Genomic DNA, 21191 nt, shown 5'->3' on the forward strand with positions numbered 1-21191 from the left:
GTCCGCGGTTCGACGCCGGCGATGATGGTCGTCGGCGGTTGACGGGAAGGCGGGCATCATGGTCGATGCGATGGATGACATGGCGTACGACGAGGTCGGAGAGACGGTCGAATCGTTGACGGAGCGGATCGTGGCGTTGGAGTGGGATCAGTTCCAGCGTACGGAGAACGAGGGCGGGCGTGCGTCCTGTCAGGGCAATTGGCCGGTGTTCCGTCAGATGCGCTCCAGCCAGTTCCTCACGTGGCCGCCCGACCTGCTCGCCTCCTACCGGGACGATCTGGTCGAGGCGGACCGGGTGGGCCGCAATCTCGTGACCGAGAAGTATGCGCGCATGATGGCGTCGACCGCGCCCGTCGAGTATCGCGAGCGCATCGAACCGTATATTCCGCGCCTGTCCGCCGATCGGATCGCGCGTCAGGAGCGGGTGATCGGCGTGCAGGTGGCGTGGGCGGCCGCGTTCCGCGAACGCTGGCCGAAGCTCGGCATGGCGATGCGCGTGCTCACCACGGCCGAGGACACGCCTGAGGACACGTCATTCGAGACGTATCTGCGCGGCGAACTGGGCACGTATTCGGAGGCGACGTTCGCCCGCTACGAGCGGATGGTCGACGACTGGAGTGCGGCCGGCCGCAATCTGACCGAGGCGACGGTGCGCAACACGGTAGTCATGGGCGGATTCGCCGATCTCGACGAGGCCGAAGCCGCGCAGTAGACGGGACGGGCGCCGGGCGCGCTGCTCCCGCCGTCCGCCCGGCCCCGCCGGCGTCAGACGATCAGACGATGCGCCGGTCGGCGGCCCAGCGGGTCAGTTCGGTACGGTTCGACAGCTGGAGCTTGCGCAGTACAGCGCTCACGTGCGTTTCGACGGTTTTGATCGAGATGTACAGTTCGGCGGCGACCTCCTTGTACGTGTAGCCGCGGGCGATGAGCCGCATCACCTCCTGTTCGCGCCGCGAGAGCCGGTCGAGCTCCTCGTCGCGGATGCCGCCGGGCGCGTCCTCGCCGACCGGCACGCCCTGGAACGCGGAGAGCACGAATCCGGCGAGCTTGGGCGAGAACACCGCGTAGCCGTCGTTGACCTGCCGGATCGAGCCGATCAGGTCGGCGCCGGTGATGGTCTTGGTCACGTAGCCGCGGGCGCCCGCGCGGATCACCGAGCCCACGTCCTGCGGCGAATCCGACACGGACAGGGCGAGGAACGCGGTGGACGGCGAGTACAGGAGCGACTTGGCGAGGATCTCCGCACCGCCGCCGCCCTGCCCGCCGGGCACGTGCACGTCGAGCAGCACCACGTCGGGTTTGGTCGCGGCGATCGTGGCGACCGATCCGTCCACGTCGGCGGCCTGGCCGACGATGTCGAAGTAGGGTCGCAGCGTGGCGATGACGCCCGCGCGGAACATCTCATGGTCGTCGACGACGACGATGCGGATCGGCCGGCCGCCGTCGGCCGCCGTCGCGCCGCCGACCGGCGCGCCCATCGCGCCCGGCTGCGCCGACGGCGTCGTCATATCGTCCATGTCATGCGTTGCGTTCATCCGCTCCTCTTCCCGTCGTCGTTGCCGCCGAGATCGGCATGCGCATGCGCACTTCGGTGCCCCATCCCGGTCTCGATACGATGTCCACTGTACCGCCGCGTCGGCGCACGCGGCCGACGATCGACTCGCGGATGCCGAGTCTCCCCTCCGGGATCGACTCGGGGTCGAATCCGTCGCCGTGGTCGCGTACGAACAGTTCGATCAGGTCCGGTCCGGCCTCGCAGTACACGGACACGGGTTCGCCGCCGTGCGTCACCGCGTTGACGAGCGCCTGGCGGGCCGCGTCGAGCAGCGCGTCGGTCTGCGCGCTGGGCTGCGCGTCGCCGACGGTGACCACGTCGATCGGCCGGCCGTGCGCGTCCTCGACCTCGCCGGCGACCTCCTTGATGCCGGCGCTCACCGACCTGTCCGACGTGGTGCGCTCCTGGTACAGCCATTCGCGCAGTTCGCGCTCCTGCTGGCGGGCGAGCGCGAACACGGTCGCCGACTCGGTGCTGTGCAATTGGATGAGCGCGAGCGTCTGCAGCACGCCGTCGTGCAGGTGCGCGGTCATGTCGGCGCGCTCCTCCTCGCGTTCCTTCGACGCGCGTTCGGCGCCCAGCGAGCGGATCAGCGCGGTGATCCACGGCACGATGGCGAGCGCGCATCCGGCGAGCAGCAGCGCGCCGGCGACGATGGGCTGCAGCAGGTCGGCGAAGCGGCCGGGGCGGGCCGTGTGCGCGACGAACAGCGCGTACGCGGCGAACAGGAGCGCGATGCCGCCGATCATCGTCCATAGCTGGCCGTCCTTCGCGTCGCGGCGCAGCCAGGCGACGCCCACGCCGGCCAGGGCGAGCGTGACCGGCACCAGCAGCATCACGTCGACCCGGCGGTACAGCAGCAGTCCGGCGAGCGCCAGCAGCGCGATGCCGCCGACGGCGACGAGCGCCGGCTTGGGCGCGTGGCGGATCGCGTCGAGCAGGTCCTCCTGCGCGGATGATTCCAACGGTTCGTCCGGCCGCATCGCTTCGTCGTCGACCGGCCGGTTGCCGCGCGAGAGCGGCGCGCGGGCGGCGGGTATGGCGGCGAATCGCATGTCCGTCAGGAGCATCGGGTCGCCGGAGGGGACGAACAGCCAGAGGAACACGTAGGCGACGACGCCCGCACCGCCGCAGCAGGCGACGACGGTGAAGATCAGCCGTATCAGCCAGACGGGCATGCTCAGGTGGATGGCGACGCCGCGGCATACGCCGCACAGGAGCCGTCCGTGGCGCGGGCGCAGCAGCGGCGGGCGCGGGGGCGGCGGCGCGCTCGGGGCGCTCGGGGCGCTCGGGACGTATGCGGCCTCCGATGCCGTGCGGGTGCGTTCAGGTGATGTCATGCGTTCCATTGTGCCGTTCCCCGGAGGCTCACCGGGTGCCGCCACGCGCCTTTCAGGGGAGAATCAGGGTGTTCACCCACGTCTTGGGCGGCGTCGGATTGCTGTAATGGAAGCATGAACGAGAAGAACGATTCCGGATTCTTTGACTGGATCCGCCGCGGCGGCATCCGACGCACCGACGACCGTTGGCTGGGCGGCGTGTGCGGCGGTCTCGCCCGCTATTTCGGCATCAGCCCGGTGCTGATGCGCGCCATCATGCTCGTCGCGGGCATGATGTTCGGCTTCGGCCTGTGCTTCTACGCGCTCGCCTGGTTCCTGCTGCCCGACGAGCGCGACGGCGTCATCGTGTGCGAGCGCCTGTTCCGCGGTTCGTGGGATTGGTCGTTCCTCGGCACGGTCGTGATGCTGCTGGTCGCCCTGTGGATGTTCCCGTGGGCGTTCCTGGGCACGCTGGGATTGGGCGCGCTGGCGTTGTGGATCCTCAACACGCGCGAGCTGCGCCGTCAGCGCGGCTACGGCGGTGCGGTCCGCTATGATGCGGCCGCCCCGTACGGCGGCGCGGTTCCGCCGGCGGGTGTCGGCATGCCGCCCGCCGGCGGTCCGACGGCGGCGCCCGGCATGACGCCCCGCGACGGCACGCACGTTCCGTATCCGGGTGGACCGGCCGGCATGCCGACCGGTGCGCCGACGGCCATGCCGAACGTTCCCGGCCCGCAGTCGGCCGGTCAGACGCCCGGTCAGACGCCCGGTCGTGCGCCCGCGGCCGGCATGCCGCCGGCCGACGGCCCGCTGACCGGCGCACCTCGCCCGTCGGCGCAACCGACGGCGCAGCCGACCACGCAACCGTCCGCACCGGCGTCCCCGATGGCGTCCGTCACGCCCGCCGCATTCTCCCCGTACGCAACGCCGCGCCCGTCGGCTCCGGCGTCCTCCACGTTCCCGTCGGCCACTCCGGCCGCCGCGGCGCATCCGATGACGTCCCCATGGGTCGCGCCCCAGCCGGCGCCGCAGCCGCGTCGCGGCCGTCGCCGTCCGGCGGGTCCGCTGATCGTGACGCTGACGTTCGGCGCGATCCTGATTTCGATTGCCGCTCTGCTGATGTACTGCGGCATCGACCTGCCGTCGAGGGTGCGCGTCTCCTCGTACTGGATCGGCGGCGTGTGCGTCGCGCTCGGTCTGCTCATCACCGTGCTGGGCCTGCGCGGCCGTCGCGCCGGCGGCCTGATCCCGATCGCCTGGCTCGCGGCGTTCACCGCGATGGCGGTCATGGCGCTCAACATCGGCTATTCGTATGTGTCGACGCGGTTCGACGCTCTCACGGCCTCGTATCGGATCGTGAATGTCTACTCGGTGAAGTCCCAGACCAGCATGGTTGACGGCACCGCGATAAAATCCCGCATCTGGACGATCGACGACACGGATTTCGAGTCGCTCGAACACGGCGTGTGGCTGCGCGGCTCCGACTACCACACCGACGAGGTCACGCTCGACCTGACCGGATTCGCCGACGGCCCGTCCCACAAAGTGGCGCTGGGCGACGGCTCCACCACGGCCCAGTCGTCGTGCCCGGCCGGGCAGATCAACCTGGCGGTCACGAACGCGCGTGTGACGGTGCTCGTGCCGGAAGGCTGCTCGTACGCGTTCGGCAGCACCGACACCGGGTACCGCATGGGCGGCGATATGGTCGGCGGCATCCGGTCGGCGATGATCGGCGCCTTCGGCGTCGACATTGACGTCATGTCTTCCATGCAATCGCCGATCGCCCACACCTGGTCGTGCGACGACTATCCCGACTACGACTACGGATACGGATACGAATACGACGATGCGTCCGACGCGGATGCGGATGTCCCCACCGAATGCCGCTGGTATCAGGACTGGCATCAGATGCCGCAGGAGAGTCCCGAACTGCTCGTCGATCCGGTGGCGATGATCAGCGGACAGGTGACCATCCGCTACCCGGGCGACGGCCCCACGTCCCTCAAGGAGGATGACTGACATGACCGACAACGAACGTCTCGCCCCGACCATGCCGATCCCGGCGGCCGGCGGCGCCGACACCGCCGACACGCTGCACCTGCCGATCGCGCAGCTGGCGCAGACCCGCGCATTCGCCGCGGTCGACGCCACCGACACGACCGTCCTCAACGTGACCGAACGGCATGACGCCCCTGAAACGGCCGATACGACCGTCATCGACGTGGCCGACCGTCACGACAGCTCTGATACGACCATCATCGACATGACCGACCGTCACGGCGGTGCCGACACTACCGTCGCCACGACCGCCGTCGGCGGGGATGCCGACGCAACCGCGACGCACGTCCTCGACGCCGGCGGGCACGACGACTCGTCGGACGACGCGGACACCACCGACGCGCCCGGCGCATCCGACGCATCCGACGGCAAACCGGCCACGGCGCTGCCGACCGTCGAGGACAAGGTCCTCTCCCCCACGACCGCACTACCGCACGACGCCGGCGCGCGCCGGCCGGGCACGTCCGCCGACGCGCGGGACACGGCCGTCTTCGACGACGCCATCCCGACGGTGACGTTCCCGTCGGGCGGCACGGCGTCCCCGAACGGTCCCGTCAGTCCCGTCAACGCGACCAAGCCGACCAACCCGGTCCGCCCGATGAGTCCCGTCAACCCGGTCAATCCCGCCAACCCGGTCAATCCCGCCAACCCGGTCAATCCCGCCAACCCGGTCAATCCCGCCAACCCGGTCAATCCCGCCAACCCGGTCAACCCGACTCCGGCCTCGGCCGCGCCGAACCCGTTCCTTGCGGGCGGCGCGCCGGATGTGCCCACGTACGCGCCGCCGCGCGACGCACACTGGAACGATCCGGCGCCGGAACCCGAGATCATCCGACCGACCGGCGCGAGCATGGCGACGATCGTGTTCGGCCTGCTCGGCGTGCTGCTGGGCGCGGTCATGATCGTGCTGGGCGTCGCCTTCCCCATACCGCTGATGCAGTGGTTCGACGCCGACCCGCGCGTCGTCGTCGCGCTCGGATTCACCGCCGTGGGCGGTCTGCTGGTCGTCGTCGCGATCGTATGGTCGGTGGCGAAGCTGCTCTCCTCCAGCAAGGCCGACCAGTCCGACCGGGCCGATACGGACGGCATGCCCTCCGACGGCGTCGAAGCGCCCGGCGGCGAGCTGCGCGGCTGAACCCCGCCTTATCGAAGCGGCCCTTTCCGGCGGTGATGCCGGGAAGGGCCGCTGTCGTATGCCGGATCGCTCCTTCGGCTCAGTCGAGGATGCCCAGTTCGCGCAGGTCGCGGCGCAGCGAGGACGTGTCGGTGAATCGGATGCCGTGCAGTCCGACGGCGGTGGCGGCGTCGGCGTTGCGCGCCTTGTCGTCGACGAACACGGTCGCGGACGGGTCGACGCCGAACCGGTCGATCGCACGACGGTACAGGTGCGGGTCGGGCTTGCGCAGCCCCTCCTCAGACGAGACGACCGTGTCGCGCAGCAGCGACATCCACGGAAACTTGGCGTGCGCGGCGCTCACGTACGCGGTGGTGAAGTTCGTCAGGCCCCACAGGCGCACGCCGGCACGATCCAGGTCGCGCAGCAGCAGCGGCATCCCGTCGACCATGTCGTACAGAGCGAGCAGACGGCGGTCGAAATACCGGCGCAGCACCCACGCGACGGCCGGACCGTGGTGACGCTCATAGTCGGCCAGCACGCGCTCGTCGCTCCAGCCGCAGTCGCTCATCGCATCGTAGTAGGCGAACCCGTACGGGTCGGCCGGGTCGAAGATCATGTCGACGACGCCGGGCGGATACTGGCCTTCCAACGGCAGCCACGGACGCCAGTCCAGCAGCACGTCGCAGTAGTCGAAGATCACGTCGGTGGTCGCGCTCGCGCCCATGATTCCCCCGATTCCGGTTGCGGATAAGGAAAAGGCCCCGGAGCGAGCCGGGGCCGGAGGCGGATGAGGCGAGATTCGAACTCGCGGAAGGTCGCCCTTCAACGGTTTTCAAGACCGTCTCCTTAGACCGCTCGGACACTCATCCAGTGCGTCGCCGCAAGGCGTGCACGGGGTCAGTCTAATGGGTCGTGGCGACGACGGGGCCTGAACGGGACTCCCGCCAGTCGGACACGCCCGGGTTGGTCACGCAGAACGCCATATAGGTCCGATTCCGGCCCCGATTCGGGACCTAACCGCCATTGTGTATGACCAATCCGGGTGTGTCACCTCCAGATCACGCCCGACACGACGAAAGGCGGCCCCGAAGGACCGCCTTTCATCTCATGTCAAGGTCATGTCAAGGTCATGGCAAGGCCGTATCAGGCCCCGGACCGGGTCACGCCTCCCACGCGGTGGGTTCGATGACCTCGCGGCCGCCCATGTACGGGCGCATCGCAGCCGGCACCACGATGGAGCCGTCCTTCTGCTGGTGGTTCTCCATGATCGCCACAAGCCAGCGGGTGGTGGCCAGCGTGCCGTTGAGGGTGGAGACCGGGCGGGTCGAGCCGTCCTCGGTGCGTTCGCGCACGTTGAGGCGGCGGGCCTGGTACTCGGTGCAGTTCGAGGTGGAGGTCAGCTCGCGGTAGCGGCCCTGGGTCGGCACCCACGCCTCGCAGTCGAACTTGCGGGCGGCGGAGGAGCCCAGGTCGCCGGCGGCGGTGTCGATGATGCGGTACGGCACCTCGACCTTGGCGAGCATCTGCTGCTCCATGTCGAGCAGGTGCTGGTGCTCGGCGCGCGAGTCCTCCTGCTTGCAGTAGACGAACATCTCGACCTTGTCGAACTGGTGGACGCGGATGATGCCCGACGTGTCCTTGCCCGCGGAACCGGCCTCGCGGCGGTAGCAGGACGACCAGCCGCTGTAGCGCAGCGGGCCGTTGGACAGGTCGAGAATCTCGTCGGAGTGCATGCCGGCGAGCGCCACTTCGGAGGTGCCGACGAGGTACTGGTCGTCGGGTTCGCGCAGACGGTAGATCTCGTCGGCGTGGGAGTTGAGGAAGCCGGTGCCGCGCATGATCTCGGGGCGCACGAGCGTGGGGGTGACGGCGAGGGTGAAGCCGTTGGCTTCGGCCTGGTCGACGGCCATGGTGAGCATGGCGATCTGCATGCGTGCGACGGCGCCGCGCAGGAAGTAGAAGCGGGAGCCGGAGACCTTGACGCCGCGGCGCATGTCGATGCCGGCGACGCCGGTGCCGAGGGTCAGGTGGTCCTTGGGTTCGAAGCCTTCGGCCGCGAAGTCGCGGATCTGGCCGACCTTCTTGACGACGACGTAATCGTCCTCGCCGCCTTCGGGGGCCTCGTCCTCCACGATGTTGGACAGCTTCCACATGGCGGTGGTGTATTCCTCGGCGGCGCCGTCGGCGGTGGCCTTGTATTCGGTGACCTTGGCGGCGAGCTCCTTGGTCTGGGCGATCAGCGCGGCCTTCTCCTCGGCGGGCGCGGCGGCGACCTTCTTGCCGATCTCCTTCTGCTGGGCGCGGGCGGCTTCGAATTCCTTGAGTGCGGCGCGACGGGTCTCGTCGGAGCGCAGCACCTCGTCGACGAGTTCGACGGATTCGCCGCGCTTGCGCTGCGATTCCTTGACGATGTCGGCGTGTTCACGGATGAATTGAATATCAAGCATGGCCCCAGCCTACCGCCGCAATCCGACACGGCCGGGCCTCGTCTCACGCCTGTTCCGCGCCGGTTTCCGCGCCGGTTTCCATGGCGGCGGTTCCGCCGTCTGCGCCCCGTCCGATCGCGCGTATTGCGGCGCGTGTGCACGACTCGTCGGGTTTTGACACGTCGGCCCGGTTTGTTCCGTGGTTGCCGTCACAATGGATGTCATGCCTGAACCCATGATCGTCACCTTCGTCGTCATCCTGGCCGTCCTCGCCGTCGCGGCCGCCGCGTTCCTCGCCTGGCGCGCGTACCGTCGCGCCCGTCTGGCCGAGCAGCTGGTCAAGCGCGACGACGATCAGGTGCATTACGCGTTCATCGTCAACCCGTCGAAGCCGCAGGCGGCGGAGCGCGAGGCGCAGATCCGCCGCTTCTGCGCCGACAAGGGGCTGACGCAGATCGAGTTCATCGAGACGCAGCTCGACAAGGACGGCCGCGCGTGCGCGCTGGAGGCGCTGGATCATGGCGCGGACGTGGTCGTCGCCGTGGGCGGCGACGGCACGGTGCGCACGGTCGCGAGCGCCGTGTCGGGCACGGGTCATGCGCTGGGCATCATTCCGATCGGCACGGGCAATCTGTTCGCGCGCAACATGGGCATTCCGGTGGACGACATCGAGGCGGCGCTGACGGTCGCCACGTCGCATGGCTCGCGTCATGTGGACATGGGCCGGCTGACGCTGCTGGACGAGCCGGACCGCGATCACGGCCATGCGTTCCTGATCATCGCGGGCATCGGCTTCGACGCGGTGATGATCGGCGACACGGATCCGGAGCTGAAGAAGAACATCAGCTGGCTGGCGTATTTCGTGTCCGGTGCGAAGAACCTGTTCGCGCCCAAGTACCGCGGCGATGTGACGATCACGCGCGCCGACGGCGATTCGCATACGATCACGGGGCTGACGTTCCGTACGTTCATGGCGGGCAACTGCGGCCAGATCCCGATGTTCTCGCTGATGCCGGACGCCTCGTACGACGACGGCATCCTCGATTTCCAGATCATCGACACGTCGGGCGGCCTGCTGGGCTGGGCGAACCTGTTCGGCGACGTGGTGCATCAGACGATCACCGGCAAGTCGGGGTCGAGCCCGCTGTCGACGAATTCGACGATCGACAACATCCAGGGCGTGAGCGCGGAGATCGTGCTGGAGAAGCCGACGCTGGCGGAGGTGGACGGCGACATGCTGCCGGCCACGAGGCATATCCGCTTCGATGTGGAGCGTCAGGCGCTGTGCGTGCGCGTGCCGGAGGTGGAGCCGGACCTGTCGGCCACGGGCGTGATCCCGCCGGTGCGGGTCTGACCGGACGATTCGGTCGTTCCCCGTCGTCGATGATGACGGCGGAACGGCACGGACCGGAGCAACGAATGTAAGACGAAAAAGGCCCCTTCCGGCAGGAGGGGCCGTCATGACCGGGCGAAGGATTGGCAGGATTCCCGGTCATGATGGCCCGTCCCGTCGGAAGGGGCCGATTGCGGACGCCGACCGGAGCCGGCGTCCGCAACCACAGCTTCGATCACAGCAGATCGAGCAGCGTCGGATCGGCGAGGGCGATGACGGCCTCGCGCGCCTCGAGCGCGACCTCGGCCATGCGCTCGCAGGTCGCCAGGTCGTGCAGGCGCAGCGCGGCGCGCACGGCGGTGACCTTCTTCGGGGCCATCGACAGCGAGCCGACGCCCAGGCCGGTGAGGACGAGCGCCAGCAGCGGGTCGCCGCCGGCCTCGCCGCACACGCCCACGTACTTGCCGGTGGTCTTGCCGCCGTCGCAGGCGGCCTTGATCATCGCGAGCACGGCGGGCTGCCACGGGGTGAGCAGGTTCGCCAGGTCGCCCTTGAGGCGGTCGGCGGCCATCGTGTACTGGGACAGGTCGTTGGTGCCCAGCGACGCGAAGTCCACGACGGACAGCAGGTGCGAGGAGCGGATCGCGGCGGCGGGCACCTCGATCATAATGCCGACCTTGGGCAGGCCCAGGGCGCGCACCTTGGCGGCGAACCATTCGGCCTCGTCCACGGTGGCGACCATCGGGGCCATGACCCACAGGTCGCCGTGGGTGGCCTCGTAGGCGGCGGCGAGCGCCTGGAGCTGCGTGTCGAGCAGGTCCTCGCGGCGCTGGCTCAGGCGCAGGCCGCGCACGCCGAGGGCCGGGTTCTCCTCCTCGCCGAGGTCGGCGAAGGCGAGCGGCTTGTCGGCGCCGGCGTCGAGGGTGCGCACGACGACGCGGCGGTCGCCGAACGCCTGGAGCACCTTGGTGTAGGTCTCGGTCTGCTCTTCGAGGGTCGGGGCGCTTTCGCGGCCGAGGAACAGGAATTCGGTGCGGAACAGGCCGGAGCCTTCCAGATCGAACTTCGAGGCGTTCTCGGCGTCGGCGAGGGTGCCGATGTTGGCGAGGAGCTTGACCTTGTGGCCGTCGCGGGTGGCGCCTTCGCCGTGGGAGTCGGCGAGGGCGGCGGCGCGGCGGCGGGAGCGTTCGGCCAGCTGCTCGCATTCCTCGTCGGTCGGCGTGACGATGATCTCGCCCATGCCGCCGTCGAGGGCGATGCGGTCGCCTTCGGTCACGGCGTCGAGGATGCCGGCGGCCTTGACGACGGCCGGGATGCCCAGCTGGGCCGCGAGGATCGCGGTGTGGCTGGTCGGGCCGCCCTCTTCGGTGATGACGCCGAGCACGGTGTCGGGGCTGAGCGTGGCGGTCTCGGCCGGGGCGAGGTCGCGGGCGACGAGCACGACGGGCTCGGTGATGTCCGGGACGCCGGGGGCCGGCAGGCCGCGCAGCTCGCAGATGGTGCGGTCGCGCACGTCGTTGAGGTCGGTGACGCGTTCGGCCATGTAGCCGCCGAGCTTCTTGAGCATCTCGGCGTAGCCTTCGACGGCGTTGTGGACCGCGTGGGTCAGGCCGTCGCCGGCCTTGAGGCGCTTGCCGATGGCCTTGGCCAGGCCGCGGTCGCCGGCCAGCTGGGCGGTCGCCTCGAGCACGGCGCGGGACTTGTCGGACGTGGCCTTCTCGGCGCGGGCCTTGAGGGACGCCACGACGGCGGCCATGGCCTCCTTGACGCGCTCGAGGTCGGCGGCCGGGTCGGTGCAGGCCGGCTCGTGCTCGTCGACGCCCGGGGCCTGACGCACCATGGCCAGCGTGCCGCTGGCGGTGCCGGCGCACACGCCGATGCCGTGGAGGATCTGGTGTTCGCTTGCCATATCCGCCTTCTCTTACTCGGCGTCCAGATCGGTGGCGAGCATCGCGGCGAGCTCGTCCATGGCCTCGGCGGCGGAGTCGTCGTCGCAGGTGAGGGTGACGGTGTCGCCGTGCTTGACGCCAAGGGTCATGATCTCGAGGGCGCTGGCGGCGTCGGCCTCTTCGCCGTTGAAGGTGATGGTGACGTCGAGTTCCTTGTCGTCGACAGCCTGCGCGAACAGGGCGGCGGGACGGGCATGAAGACCGACGGAGGCTCCGATGACTGCGGTACGGGTGATCATGGTGGTTTCCTTTCTGTTGTGGCGGCCGGGGCCGCCGGTGGGTTTGGTAAGTATGCTATCGCGTGCGGGCAGGGTCCGTCATCGGGCCGCGTAGCCGGTCACGCGTGCGACGTGCATCGCCAGGTAGGCGATCTCGTCGTCGCTGATGTCGGTTTCGAGGCGCAGCTCCAGCACGGATGCGATCGTGCGCGCGCACTTCATCGCCTCGGGGTGCGAGCCGGCGATCGCCTCGATGATCATCGGCGGCTCGTCGTTCAGCTGTTTGCCCTGATGGATGCGCACGAACAGGTAGCGCAGGTGGGTGATGAAGCGGCCGACGTTGACCGACTCCTGGTCGAGCGTGACGCCGTAGCTCTGCTCGATGATGTCGATCATCTGCTGGATGACGCCGGTCATCGTGTACGTGTACGACAGGTCGCCGGTGGAGAACCCCGCGTTGACGAGGTGCATCGCCAGCGACGTCTCCTCGCCTTCCGGCAGCGTGACCGGCAGGCGACGGTTGAGCGCGGCGAGCAGCGCCTCGCCCTGGGCGTATTCGTCCGGGTAGAGGTTGCTGACCTCGCCGCGCAGCGGATAGGTGACGGTGATGTGCTTCTCGACGCGCATGATCGCGCCGGCGACATGGTCGGCGAGCGCCATGACCAGCGTGGTGCTGGCGATCTGCGTGTCGCTCAGGCCGGCGTCGCGCATCGAGTCGACGACCGCGCGGATGGTTTCGGGGGGAATGTCGGAGAGCATCTGGGCCAGATGGTCCGGGTCGCGTCCGTCGGCGGGGACGAACTTGCGCACGACCTTGGATGGGTCGACGGGGCGTCCCGGCCGGGCCTGGAATCCCAGGCCGCGGCCGGTGAGGATGACCTCGCTGCCGTCGTCGTCCTTCGCGAGGACGACGTTGTTGTTGAATACGCGCAGGATTTCCATACGCCCCTGTACCCCCCGAAATCGTCAGCGCTCGACTGCGATCACGGGGTCTCCGGCTGCGACGTCCTTGCCGGTGAGCGGCGTGACCGACGCGAGCTTCTTGGTATTGGTGACGGCGATGATGGTGGCGGTGCTGTAGCCTGCGGCGGTGACCTTGTCGAAATCGACGGTGGCCAGCGGGTCCCCCGCGCTCACGCGCTGTCCCTTGGCCACGGCCACGTCGAAGCCGTCACCCTCCATCTTCACCGTGTCGATACCGATGTGAACCAGCACTTCGACGCCATCGTCGGTCTTGATGCCGAAGGCGTGGCCAGTCTTGGCCACCGTCTTCAGCGTACCAGAGACCGGGGCCTTCACGACGGATTCGGTCGGCACGACGGCGACGCCCTCGCCCAAGGCGCGGGACGCGAACACCGCGTCGCCGGTCTCGCTCAGGTCGATCACATGGCCGGCGACCGGGGAGACGACCTCGCGGGTCGGCTCGACCGGAGCGGCCGGCTCGGCCGGAGCGGCCTCGGCGGCAGCGGCCGGGGCGGGCGCCGGAGCGGCGGCCGGAGCCGGAGCGGCGGCGGCCTGGGCCTCGAGCTTGCGGTCCTCCTGCTCCTGGGCCACGCGGGCCAGGACCTCGGCCTTCTGCTCCGGGGTGCGGTAGTCGAAGGTGACGATCATCAGGAAGGCGACGACGAACGCGACGGCGATGGACACGCCGTACACCCACATCTGGTCGAAGACCGGGATGGTCAGCAGGGAGGTGAACGCGAACGCGGTGGTGGTCACGCCGTGCACGGTCTCGCCGGCGGCGGTGACGGACGGGAAGAGCCAGCCGAGGATGGCGATGACGACGCCGCCGACGCCGCAGCCCACGAGCATGCGCTTGTAGATCATCTTGTAGCGCAGGTGGATGCCGTACAGGCTCGGCTCGGACACGCCGCCGAGCAGGCCGGCCGCGAGGGCGCCGATGGCGGTCTGGCGCATCTCCTTGTCCTTGTCCTTGATGGAGAGGAAGAGCACGCCGGCGGTGGTGCCGAAGCAGGCGAAGTTCCACACGCCCATCGGGCCCTGGATGAAGTCGTAGCCCATCGACTGGATGTTCATCAGCATGAGGGCGTTGAGCGGCCAGTGCAGGCCCAGCGGCACGAGGAACGGGTAGAGCAGCGGGATGGCGATCGCGAAGATGAACGGCGCGTGCGAGTTCATCCAGGCGAGCACGACGCCCAGGCCGTTGCCGACCCACACGCCCAGCGGGCCGATGAGGAACGCGGTGAGCGTGCCGACGATGATCATCGCGAAGAACGGGACGAACACCAGCTGGACGCTTTCGGGGATGATGCGCTTGAGGCCGTGGTAGACGAGCGCGAGCACGGCCGCCATCATGAGCGGGACGAACACGTTGCCGGAGTAGTCGGACAGCTGCATCGGCAGGCCGAACACGGTGGCGGTGCAGTCGGTGGTGCCCAGCGTCGTGTTCTCGACGCACTTGACGGCGTCGCCCCAGGTCTCCTGGTTCGACAGGGAGGTGAATTGCGGGGTCATGAGCATGGCCATGATCGAGCCGCCCAGCCAGGCGTCGACCTTGAGCTTCTTGGACGCGTTGTAGGCGACCATGATCGGCAGGAAGTAGAACACGCCCTTCCAGATCGCCTTGATGAACATCAGGGACGTGTTGTCCTCGTCGCCGGCGATGACGCCCAGCGAGATGAACAGGTTGACCAGCGCGATGATGATGGACGCGCCGAGCAGGACGCCCAGGATCGGGCGGAACGAGTCGGCGAGGTACTCGAAGAACGAGTCGAGCCACGCGACCTTGCCGCGCGCCTTGGCGCGGGCCGCGGCCTTGACGTCCGCGTTGGACATGCCGCCGTTGCCGGACGCCTTCGCGCCGGAGCCGGCGTTCGCCATCTCCGGCAGGTGCATGATCTCCTCGTAGACGGTGGCAACGCCGCCACCGATGACGACCTGGAAACGGTCGCCGGACTGCGGGACCGCGCCGAGCACGCCGTCCATGTGCTCGAGACGCTCCTGATCGACCTTGCCCGCGTCGACCAGCTCGAAACGCAGACGGGTCGCGCAGTGGGTCAGGCTGGTGACGTTGCCGGCACCGCCGATGGCTTCGATGATCTGCGATGCAGTGGACTCGGCCATCTTGCTCCCTTCCTTGACTTGTCGGATGTCTTCCCTCCGGGCCTTCGCAGGGGCGTCCGGGCAACAAAAAAAGACCCGAGGCATGGCAATGCCTCAGGTCTTGCGTCGCTAGGACTTGCAACCCTGCAAAAGTGAAGAAGTGGTAAGCAGTATATGGCCCGTCTGAGAACCTTCGCAAACCCCGGCGTGTCCCACGTTTCGGACATGAGGCCGCGCATGTCCACCCCGGCCGGCCGTGTCCCGACCGCCCTGCGCCGCGGTCCCGCACCGGCGTGTCGGCGTCGGATCCGGTCGTATGCTGTTACCCGAAAACGTCGTCAACAGGATTGTTACTCGACACGAGGCAAGACCTGGAGCAGCGGGAGGACCGCGGCTCCGGGTCTTTTCTTATTTTCGGCCCCGTTTCGCCCCTATCGATGAGGATGGAAGGAAGGAAGGAACCCATGACCACGTCGCTGCAACCCGCCGAATCCCACGGCTTCTCCACCCGCTTCCCGCTCAACAGCGCGTTCATCTTCACGTTCGGCGCGCTCGGCGGCATGCTCTTCGGCTTCGACACCGGCATCATCTCCGGCGCGTCCCCGCTCATCGAGGCCGACTTCGGCCTGAGCGTGTCGCAGACCGGCTTCATCACCTCGTCCGTGCTCATCGGCTCGTGCGTCGGCGCGCTGTCGATCGGCGCGCTCTCCGACCGCTTCGGCCGCAAGAAGCTGCTCATCGTCTCCGCGATCCTCTTCCTGCTCGGCTCCAGCCTGTGCGCCGGAGCGACCGGCTTCGCGATGATGGTGTTCGCGCGCATCCTGCTCGGTCTGGCCGTCGGCGCCGCGTCCGCCCTCACCCCCGCCTACCTGGCCGAGCTGGCCCCCAAGGAGCGCCGAGGATCGCTGTCCACGCTGTTCCAGCTCATGGTCACGTTCGGCATCCTGCTCGCCTACGCGTCCAACCTCGGCTTCCTCCACCACGACCTGCTCGGCTTCGCCGACTGGCGCTGGATGCTCGGCTCGGCCCTCGTGCCCGCCGCGCTGCTGCTCATCGGCGGCATCCTGCTGCCCGAATCGCCGCGCTACCTCGTCAACAAGGGCGACGTTCGCAACGCGTTCAAGGTGCTGACCCTCATCCGCAAGGACGTCGACCAGGCGCAGGTGCAGGTCGAGCTCGACGAGATCGTCGCCGTCGCCGCGCAGGACACCAAGGGCGGCGTGCGCGAGCTGTTCCGCATCGCCCGCCCGGCGCTCGTCGCCGCCGTCGGCATCATGCTCTTCCAGCAGCTCGTCGGCATCAACTCGGTCATCTACTTCCTGCCGCAGGTGTTCATCAAGGGCTTCGGCTTCCCCGAAGGCGACGCGATCTGGGTGTCGGTCGGCATCGGCGTCGTCAACTTCGTCAGCACCATCGTCGCCACGCTGATCATGGACCGCTTCGGCCGCAAGCAGCTGCTGCTGGTCGGCTCCGTCGTCATGACGCTCTCGCTGGCGATCCTGGCCGTCATGAACTTCGTCGGCGACGTGGCCGCGCTCGCCGTGCCCACGATGGTCCTCATCGCCGTCTACATCCTCGGCTTCGCCGTCTCGTGGGGCCCGATCGCGTGGGTGCTGATCGGCGAGATCTTCCCGCTGAGCGTGCGCGGCATCGGCTCGTCGTTCGGTTCGGCCGCCAACTGGCTGGGCAACTTCATCGTCTCCCAGTTCTTCCTCGTGCTGCTCGACGCGTTCGGCAACAACGTGGGCGGCCCGTTCGCGATCTTCGGCGTGTTCGCCGCGCTGTCCATCCCGTTCGTGATCCGATTCGTGCCCGAGACCAAGGGCAAGTCGCTCGAGCAGATCGAGGCGGAGATGACCCGCCGCTGACCTGCGCGCGTCGCCGTCGGCCGCCGCCGGCCGCCGACTCCGTCACGGGGCCGTTCCGGACACGTCGTCCGGGGCGGCCCCGTCGCATCCCCGGCGGCGGCATAACGAGACATTACCCGTCGGAACGTCGAAAGCGTGGCAGAATAGAGGACTATGGTAGCTAACAATGCGGGCATGCCCGCCACCCCTGAAGATCTGATCAATGTCGACGAGGTCATTGGCAAGTACTACGACGTCGTCCCCGATCCGTCCGTCCCGGCCCAGCGCGTCTCCTTCGGCACGTCCGGCCACCGCGGATCGTCCCTGAAGACCTCGTTCAACGAGGCCCACATCGTCGCCATCACCCAGGCGATCGCCGAATACCGCAAGAAGGCCGGCGTGACCGGCCCGCTGTACATCGGCCGCGACACGCACGCCCTGTCCGGCCCGGCCGAGAAGACCGCCATCGAGGTGCTCGTCGCCAACGGCGTGCACGTGCGCGTCGACTCGCGCGGCGACTACGTGCCCACCCCGGTCGTCTCCCACGCGATCCTCACCCACAACCGCGCCGCCGACGGCACTCAGCGCTTCACCGGCGAAGGTCTGGCCGACGGCATCGTCGTCACCCCGTCGCACAACCCGCCCACCGACGGCGGCTTCAAGTACGACCCGGTCACCGGCGGCCCGGCCCCGGCCGACGTGACCAACGCGATCGCCGACCGCGCCAACGAGCTGCTCGGCGACTACAAGTCGATCAAGCGCGTGCCGTACGAGGAGGCGATCAAGTCCGACCTCGTCGAGGGCTTCGACTTCCGCGACCACTACGTGTCCGATCTGGCCGACGTGATCGACATGGACGCGATCCGCACGTCCGGCGTACGTCTGGGCATCGACCCGCTGGGCGGCGCCTCCGTCAACTACTGGCCGCTCATGAACGAGAAGTTCGGCCTGTCGATCGACGTCGTGCGCCCCGAGGTCGACCCGACCTGGCGCTTCATGACCATCGACCACGACGGCAAGATCCGCATGGACCCCTCCTCCACCTACGCGATGAAGGGCCTCGTCGACGAGCTCAACGCCGGCGCCTGGGACAAGTACGACCTGGTCGGCGGCACCGATCCGGACGCCGACCGCCACGGCATCGTCTGCCCGAACTGGGGCGTCATGAACCCGAACCACTACATCGCCGTGTGCGTCGAATACCTGTTCGGCGGCAACCGTCCGGGCTGGCCGGCGGGCGCGGGCATCGGCAAGACGCTCGTCTCCTCCTCGCTGATCGACCGCGTGGCCGCCTCCATCGGCGCCAAGCTCGTCGAGGTGCCGGTCGGCTTCAAGTGGTTCGTCGACCCGCTGTTCAAGGGCGAGGTCGCCTTCGGCGGCGAGGAGAGCTCCGGCATGAGCTTCCTGCGCCGCGACGGCCACGTGTGGACCACCGACAAGGACGGCCTGATCCCCGACCTGCTGGCCGCCGAGATCACCGCCAAGACCGGCAAGAACCCGGCCCAGCTGCACGTCGAGCAGGTCGAACGCTTCGGCGAAAGCTGGTACAAGCGCGTCGACACCCCGACCACGCTCGAGCAGAAGGCCAAGTTCGCGGCCCTGAGCGGCGACGACGTGACCGCCGCCACGCTCGCCGGCGAGGACATCACCGCCAAGCTGACCGAGGCCCCGGGCAACGGCGCGAAGATCGGCGGCCTGAAGGTCACCACCGAGAACAACTGGTTCGCGGCCCGCCCGTCCGGCACCGAGAACATCTACAAGGTGTACGCCGAGTCCTTCGAGAGCCCCGAGGCGCTAGACAAGGTCCTCGAGGAGGCCACCGTCGTCGTCGACAAGGCGCTCGGCGAGTAGGACACTCCCCCGTCGCACCCATCGCGAAGGCCGTCGGATCAACCGATCCGGCGGCCTTCGCCGTGTCCGGGGCCAACCGGCCCACCCGGCCCGACCATCCCGACCATCCCGGGCGCGCCGAAAAAGATGCCGAATCGTTATCGAACCGGCTCCCCTCCCCCGGCCATGCGTCCCTAGAATGCTCAGGTGTGCCGATCCGCCGACGCAGGCGGAGCGCACGGCACGCACCAGCAACGAAGATTCGAGGAGGAATACCGACAGTGGAACGCAAGGTCGTACTGATCACCGGCGGCGCGATGGGCCAGGGCCGCGCCCACGCGCTCAAGTTCGCCGAGAACGGCTTCGACGTCGTGCTCGCCGACATGCAGGATCCGGCCGGCGACGTCTTCCGCGCCACCGTGGCCGACATCGAGGCCACCGGCGCCAAGGCGCTCGCCGTGCGCTGCGACATCACGTCCGACGCCGACATGAAGGCGCTGTTCGAGCAGGCGTGGGACGAGTTCGGCCGCATCGACGTGGTCGTCGCCAACGCCGGCGTCATCAACTTCGGCAGGACGTGGGAGCTGACCGACGAGCAGGTGCAGAAGGTCATCGACATCGACCTGATCGGCACCTGGCGCACCGACAAGTACGCGGCGCAGTACATGCTCCGCCAGGGTTCGGGCCGCATCATCAACATCGCGTCCACCTCCGGCATGTACGGCACGCCGCAGCTGGCCACCTACTGCATGGCCAAGTGGGGCGTGCGCGGCCTGACCAAGACGCTCGCCCAGGAGCTCAAGGGCACCGGCATCGTCGTCAACACCGTCTGCCCCACCAAGGTCAAGACGCCGATGTGCGAGACCGCCAGCTACGTCGAGTTCATCAACGACCTGACCGGCAGCCACTACGAGACGTGGCAGGAGATGTACGATTCGATGCCGTTCCTCGACGTCGAGGACATCTCCGACATGGTCTACTGGCTGGGCACCAGCCGTTCCGCCGGCAAGTTCAGCGGCCGCGACCTCGGCCTCGATCTGGGCACGCTGCAGCAGTAGGAACGTCGGAAGCAAGGAGAGACCTCGATGCGTATCACGAAAGCGACCCGCTGGCGCGTCTTCGCCGGCGTGTGGATCCAGAGCCTGTTCACCTCCGCGACGGCGTTCTTCAGCCTGTTCGCGCTGCCGCTGACCGGCCAGTTCGGCTGGAGCGACTCCGACTTCAGCATGGCGTACACGATCTACATGTTCGTGTACTGCGCCGTCGGCTTCATCGGCGGCCTGCTGGCCGAGAAGCTGCAGCCGCGCGTGGCGATCTACATCGGCCTCGCGTTCTTCGCCGCCGGCTGGTTCCTGACCGGCTTCGCCTCGTCCATCCCGCAGCTGTACCTGTTCTACGGCGTGCTCGCGGGCGCCGGCGCCGGCACCATCTACCCGGCCTGCCTGCCGACCGCCCTCAAGTGGTTCCCCGACAAGGCCGGCTCGATCTCCGGCCTGGTGCAGGCCGGCGCCTCGTGCGGCCCGTTCATCATGTCGCCGGTCGCCCAGTGGCTGATCGACACGTACGGCGCGCAGTCCGCGTGCAAGATCCTCGCCGTCATCTTCCTGATCGGCGTGGGCGCGGTCGCATGGATGATCGTCCCCTGCCCCGAAGGCTGGCTGCCGGAGGGCTGGAAGCCGAGCGCCGAGCAGGCCAAGACGCTCAACACGAGGAACTACAACATCCCGCAGATGGTCAAGACCCCCGTCTTCTGGGTGATGCTCGTCATGTTCATCTTCGCCAACGCAGCCGGCACGATGATGGTCAGCGCCACGTCGCCGATCGCCCAGCGCCAGATCGGCCAGTCCGCGATGACCGCGGCCATGTGCGTGAGCATCATGACGCTCGCCAACATGTGCGGCCGCATCGGTTTCGGCTTCATCTACGACCGGCTCAAGGGCTGGAACTCGCTCATCCTCGTGCTGTTCCTCAACGGCCTGTCGATGATGATGCTCACCGTCGCGAACTCGCTGCCGTACTTCATCGCCTGCATCTGCCTGGTGGGCTTCTCGTTCGGCGGCCTGCTGGTCGTGTTCGCCCCGATCGTCAAGAACGTGTTCGGTTCGCGCTTCTACAACCGCAACTACGGTCTGATCTTCATCGGCTACGGCATCGGTGCGTTCGTCGGCCCGAAGATCAGCGCCGGCTTCTACGACCAGACCGGCTCGTACGTGGCCGGCTACGTCGGCTCGGCGATCCTCGCCGTCGCCGCCATCGCCCTGGTGTTCGCCGCGCGCAAGCTCGTCGCCTCGATGCAGGAGCGCGACGCCGCCCAGGCGTAGCGCGCCGGTCGAGTCCCGGATGCGGGGCGTTCTCGTCCGCCTTGTCTCCCCGGAAGGCCGTCGGATCCTCCGATCCGGCGGCCTTCGTCGTATCCGACGAGCGCCGGCGGGCGAATGTCGACGGGCGGATGGCGGGGATGCGCCGACCGGCCCGC

The 21191-nt window shown here is 68.5% G+C and carries 16 protein-coding genes and 1 tRNA gene; 8 read left to right on the forward strand and 9 right to left on the reverse strand.

The features are described from left to right. Window positions 1–58: 58 nt before the first annotated feature. The gene (locus D2E24_RS00840) at window positions 59–712 is read left to right on the forward strand and encodes a DUF4125 family protein (RefSeq protein ID WP_420897454.1); all 654 of its coding nucleotides are present in this window, start codon (window positions 59–61) and stop codon (window positions 710–712) included. Between the two features lie 61 nt (window positions 713–773). Here D2E24_RS00840 and D2E24_RS00845 read toward each other — a convergent pair whose 3' ends face one another. Continuing rightward, a complete protein-coding gene (locus tag D2E24_RS00845) occupies window positions 774–1478 on the reverse strand; it encodes a LuxR C-terminal-related transcriptional regulator (RefSeq protein ID WP_125967513.1) in 705 nt (234 codons plus the stop codon). Between the two features lie 40 nt (window positions 1479–1518). Next, window positions 1519–2895: an ATP-binding protein gene (locus D2E24_RS00850; protein WP_125967423.1), complete on the reverse strand. Its 1377-nt coding sequence runs from the start codon at window positions 2893–2895 to the stop codon at window positions 1519–1521. Window positions 2896–3009: 114 nt separating this feature from the next. On the opposite strand from D2E24_RS00850, the gene D2E24_RS00855 reads away from it, so the two are divergent. Then, window positions 3010–4893: a PspC domain-containing protein gene (locus D2E24_RS00855; protein WP_125967424.1), complete on the forward strand. Its 1884-nt coding sequence runs from the start codon at window positions 3010–3012 to the stop codon at window positions 4891–4893. Window position 4894: 1 nt separating this feature from the next. Further along, complete coding sequence (locus D2E24_RS10520) at window positions 4895–6067, forward strand: hypothetical protein (protein ID WP_125967425.1); 1173 nt, start codon at window positions 4895–4897, stop codon at window positions 6065–6067. 79 nt (window positions 6068–6146) lie between these two features. Here D2E24_RS10520 and D2E24_RS00865 read toward each other — a convergent pair whose 3' ends face one another. The 3 genes from D2E24_RS00865 to serS form a co-directional block, all read right to left on the reverse strand. Beyond that, window positions 6147–6773: an HAD family hydrolase gene (locus tag D2E24_RS00865; RefSeq protein ID WP_125967426.1), complete on the reverse strand. Its 627-nt coding sequence runs from the start codon at window positions 6771–6773 to the stop codon at window positions 6147–6149. 60 nt (window positions 6774–6833) lie between these two features. Further along, window positions 6834–6918 (reverse strand) — tRNA-Ser (locus tag D2E24_RS00870). A 291-nt stretch (window positions 6919–7209) separates the two neighbouring features. Further along, window positions 7210–8496 (reverse strand): serine--tRNA ligase, encoded by a 1287-nt coding sequence (serS, locus tag D2E24_RS00875; protein ID WP_125967427.1) that lies wholly within the window; start codon window positions 8494–8496, stop codon window positions 7210–7212. A gap of 202 nt (window positions 8497–8698) precedes the next feature. On the opposite strand from serS, the gene D2E24_RS00880 reads away from it, so the two are divergent. Continuing rightward, a complete protein-coding gene (locus D2E24_RS00880; protein ID WP_206430896.1) occupies window positions 8699–9829 on the forward strand; it encodes a diacylglycerol/lipid kinase family protein in 1131 nt (376 codons plus the stop codon). 214 nt (window positions 9830–10043) lie between these two features. Here D2E24_RS00880 and ptsP read toward each other — a convergent pair whose 3' ends face one another. The 4 genes from ptsP to D2E24_RS00900 form a co-directional block, all read right to left on the reverse strand. After that, the gene (ptsP, locus tag D2E24_RS00885; RefSeq protein ID WP_125967429.1) at window positions 10044–11717 is read right to left on the reverse strand and encodes a phosphoenolpyruvate--protein phosphotransferase; all 1674 of its coding nucleotides are present in this window, start codon (window positions 11715–11717) and stop codon (window positions 10044–10046) included. Window positions 11718–11729: 12 nt separating this feature from the next. Beyond that, complete coding sequence (locus tag D2E24_RS10420; RefSeq protein ID WP_125967430.1) at window positions 11730–11996, reverse strand: HPr family phosphocarrier protein; 267 nt, start codon at window positions 11994–11996, stop codon at window positions 11730–11732. Between the two features lie 78 nt (window positions 11997–12074). Continuing rightward, complete coding sequence (locus tag D2E24_RS00895) at window positions 12075–12917, reverse strand: PRD domain-containing protein (RefSeq protein WP_125967431.1); 843 nt, start codon at window positions 12915–12917, stop codon at window positions 12075–12077. 24 nt (window positions 12918–12941) lie between these two features. Beyond that, the gene (locus D2E24_RS00900) at window positions 12942–15059 is read right to left on the reverse strand and encodes a glucose PTS transporter subunit IIA (protein WP_125967432.1); all 2118 of its coding nucleotides are present in this window, start codon (window positions 15057–15059) and stop codon (window positions 12942–12944) included. 443 nt (window positions 15060–15502) lie between these two features. Here D2E24_RS00900 and D2E24_RS00905 point away from each other — a divergent pair, with 443 nt between their 5' ends. From D2E24_RS00905 to D2E24_RS00920, 4 genes are all read left to right on the forward strand, one after another. Continuing rightward, window positions 15503–16906, forward strand: a complete 1404-nt coding sequence (locus D2E24_RS00905) for a sugar porter family MFS transporter (RefSeq protein ID WP_338142198.1) — start codon at window positions 15503–15505, stop codon at window positions 16904–16906. A 153-nt stretch (window positions 16907–17059) separates the two neighbouring features. After that, window positions 17060–18736 carry a phosphoglucomutase (alpha-D-glucose-1,6-bisphosphate-dependent) gene (pgm, locus tag D2E24_RS00910; protein WP_125967434.1) on the forward strand — a complete coding sequence of 559 codons (1677 nt, stop codon included), beginning with the start codon at window positions 17060–17062 and terminating at the stop codon, window positions 18734–18736. A gap of 260 nt (window positions 18737–18996) precedes the next feature. Beyond that, a complete protein-coding gene (locus D2E24_RS00915) occupies window positions 18997–19773 on the forward strand; it encodes an SDR family NAD(P)-dependent oxidoreductase (protein ID WP_206430897.1) in 777 nt (258 codons plus the stop codon). Between the two features lie 27 nt (window positions 19774–19800). Further along, the gene (locus D2E24_RS00920; protein WP_125967435.1) at window positions 19801–21036 is read left to right on the forward strand and encodes an L-lactate MFS transporter; all 1236 of its coding nucleotides are present in this window, start codon (window positions 19801–19803) and stop codon (window positions 21034–21036) included. The last annotated feature ends 155 nt before the right edge of the window (window positions 21037–21191 follow it).

Origin of the sequence: Bifidobacterium samirii (genome assembly GCF_003952945.1) — a bacterium.
Taxonomy (GTDB): Bacteria; Actinomycetota; Actinomycetes; order Actinomycetales; family Bifidobacteriaceae; genus Bifidobacterium; species Bifidobacterium samirii.

Bases quoted from the DNA above. Each gene is read 5' to 3' on its own strand.
- D2E24_RS00920 (WP_125967435.1), top strand. From the start codon at position 19,801: ATGCGTATCACGAAAGCGACCCGCTGGCGCGTCTTCGCCGGCGTGTGG.
- D2E24_RS10420 (WP_125967430.1), bottom strand. From the start codon at position 11,996: ATGATCACCCGTACCGCAGTCATCGGAGCCTCCGTCGGTCTTCATGCC.
- D2E24_RS10520 (WP_125967425.1), top strand. From the start codon at position 4,895: ATGACCGACAACGAACGTCTCGCCCCGACCATGCCGATCCCGGCGGCC.
- D2E24_RS00895 (WP_125967431.1), bottom strand. From the start codon at position 12,917: ATGGAAATCCTGCGCGTATTCAACAACAACGTCGTCCTCGCGAAGGAC.
- D2E24_RS00905 (WP_338142198.1), top strand. From the start codon at position 15,503: ATGACCACGTCGCTGCAACCCGCCGAATCCCACGGCTTCTCCACCCGC.
- D2E24_RS00855 (WP_125967424.1), top strand. From the start codon at position 3,010: ATGAACGAGAAGAACGATTCCGGATTCTTTGACTGGATCCGCCGCGGC.
- D2E24_RS00900 (WP_125967432.1), bottom strand. From the start codon at position 15,059: ATGGCCGAGTCCACTGCATCGCAGATCATCGAAGCCATCGGCGGTGCC.
- ptsP (WP_125967429.1), bottom strand. From the start codon at position 11,717: ATGGCAAGCGAACACCAGATCCTCCACGGCATCGGCGTGTGCGCCGGC.
- D2E24_RS00865 (WP_125967426.1), bottom strand. From the start codon at position 6,773: ATGGGCGCGAGCGCGACCACCGACGTGATCTTCGACTACTGCGACGTG.
- D2E24_RS00845 (WP_125967513.1), bottom strand. From the start codon at position 1,478: ATGGGCGCGCCGGTCGGCGGCGCGACGGCGGCCGACGGCGGCCGGCCG.
- D2E24_RS00880 (WP_206430896.1), top strand. From the start codon at position 8,699: ATGCCTGAACCCATGATCGTCACCTTCGTCGTCATCCTGGCCGTCCTC.
- D2E24_RS00850 (WP_125967423.1), bottom strand. From the start codon at position 2,895: ATGACATCACCTGAACGCACCCGCACGGCATCGGAGGCCGCATACGTC.
- D2E24_RS00840 (WP_420897454.1), top strand. From the start codon at position 59: ATGGTCGATGCGATGGATGACATGGCGTACGACGAGGTCGGAGAGACG.
- serS (WP_125967427.1), bottom strand. From the start codon at position 8,496: ATGCTTGATATTCAATTCATCCGTGAACACGCCGACATCGTCAAGGAA.
- pgm (WP_125967434.1), top strand. From the start codon at position 17,060: ATGGTAGCTAACAATGCGGGCATGCCCGCCACCCCTGAAGATCTGATC.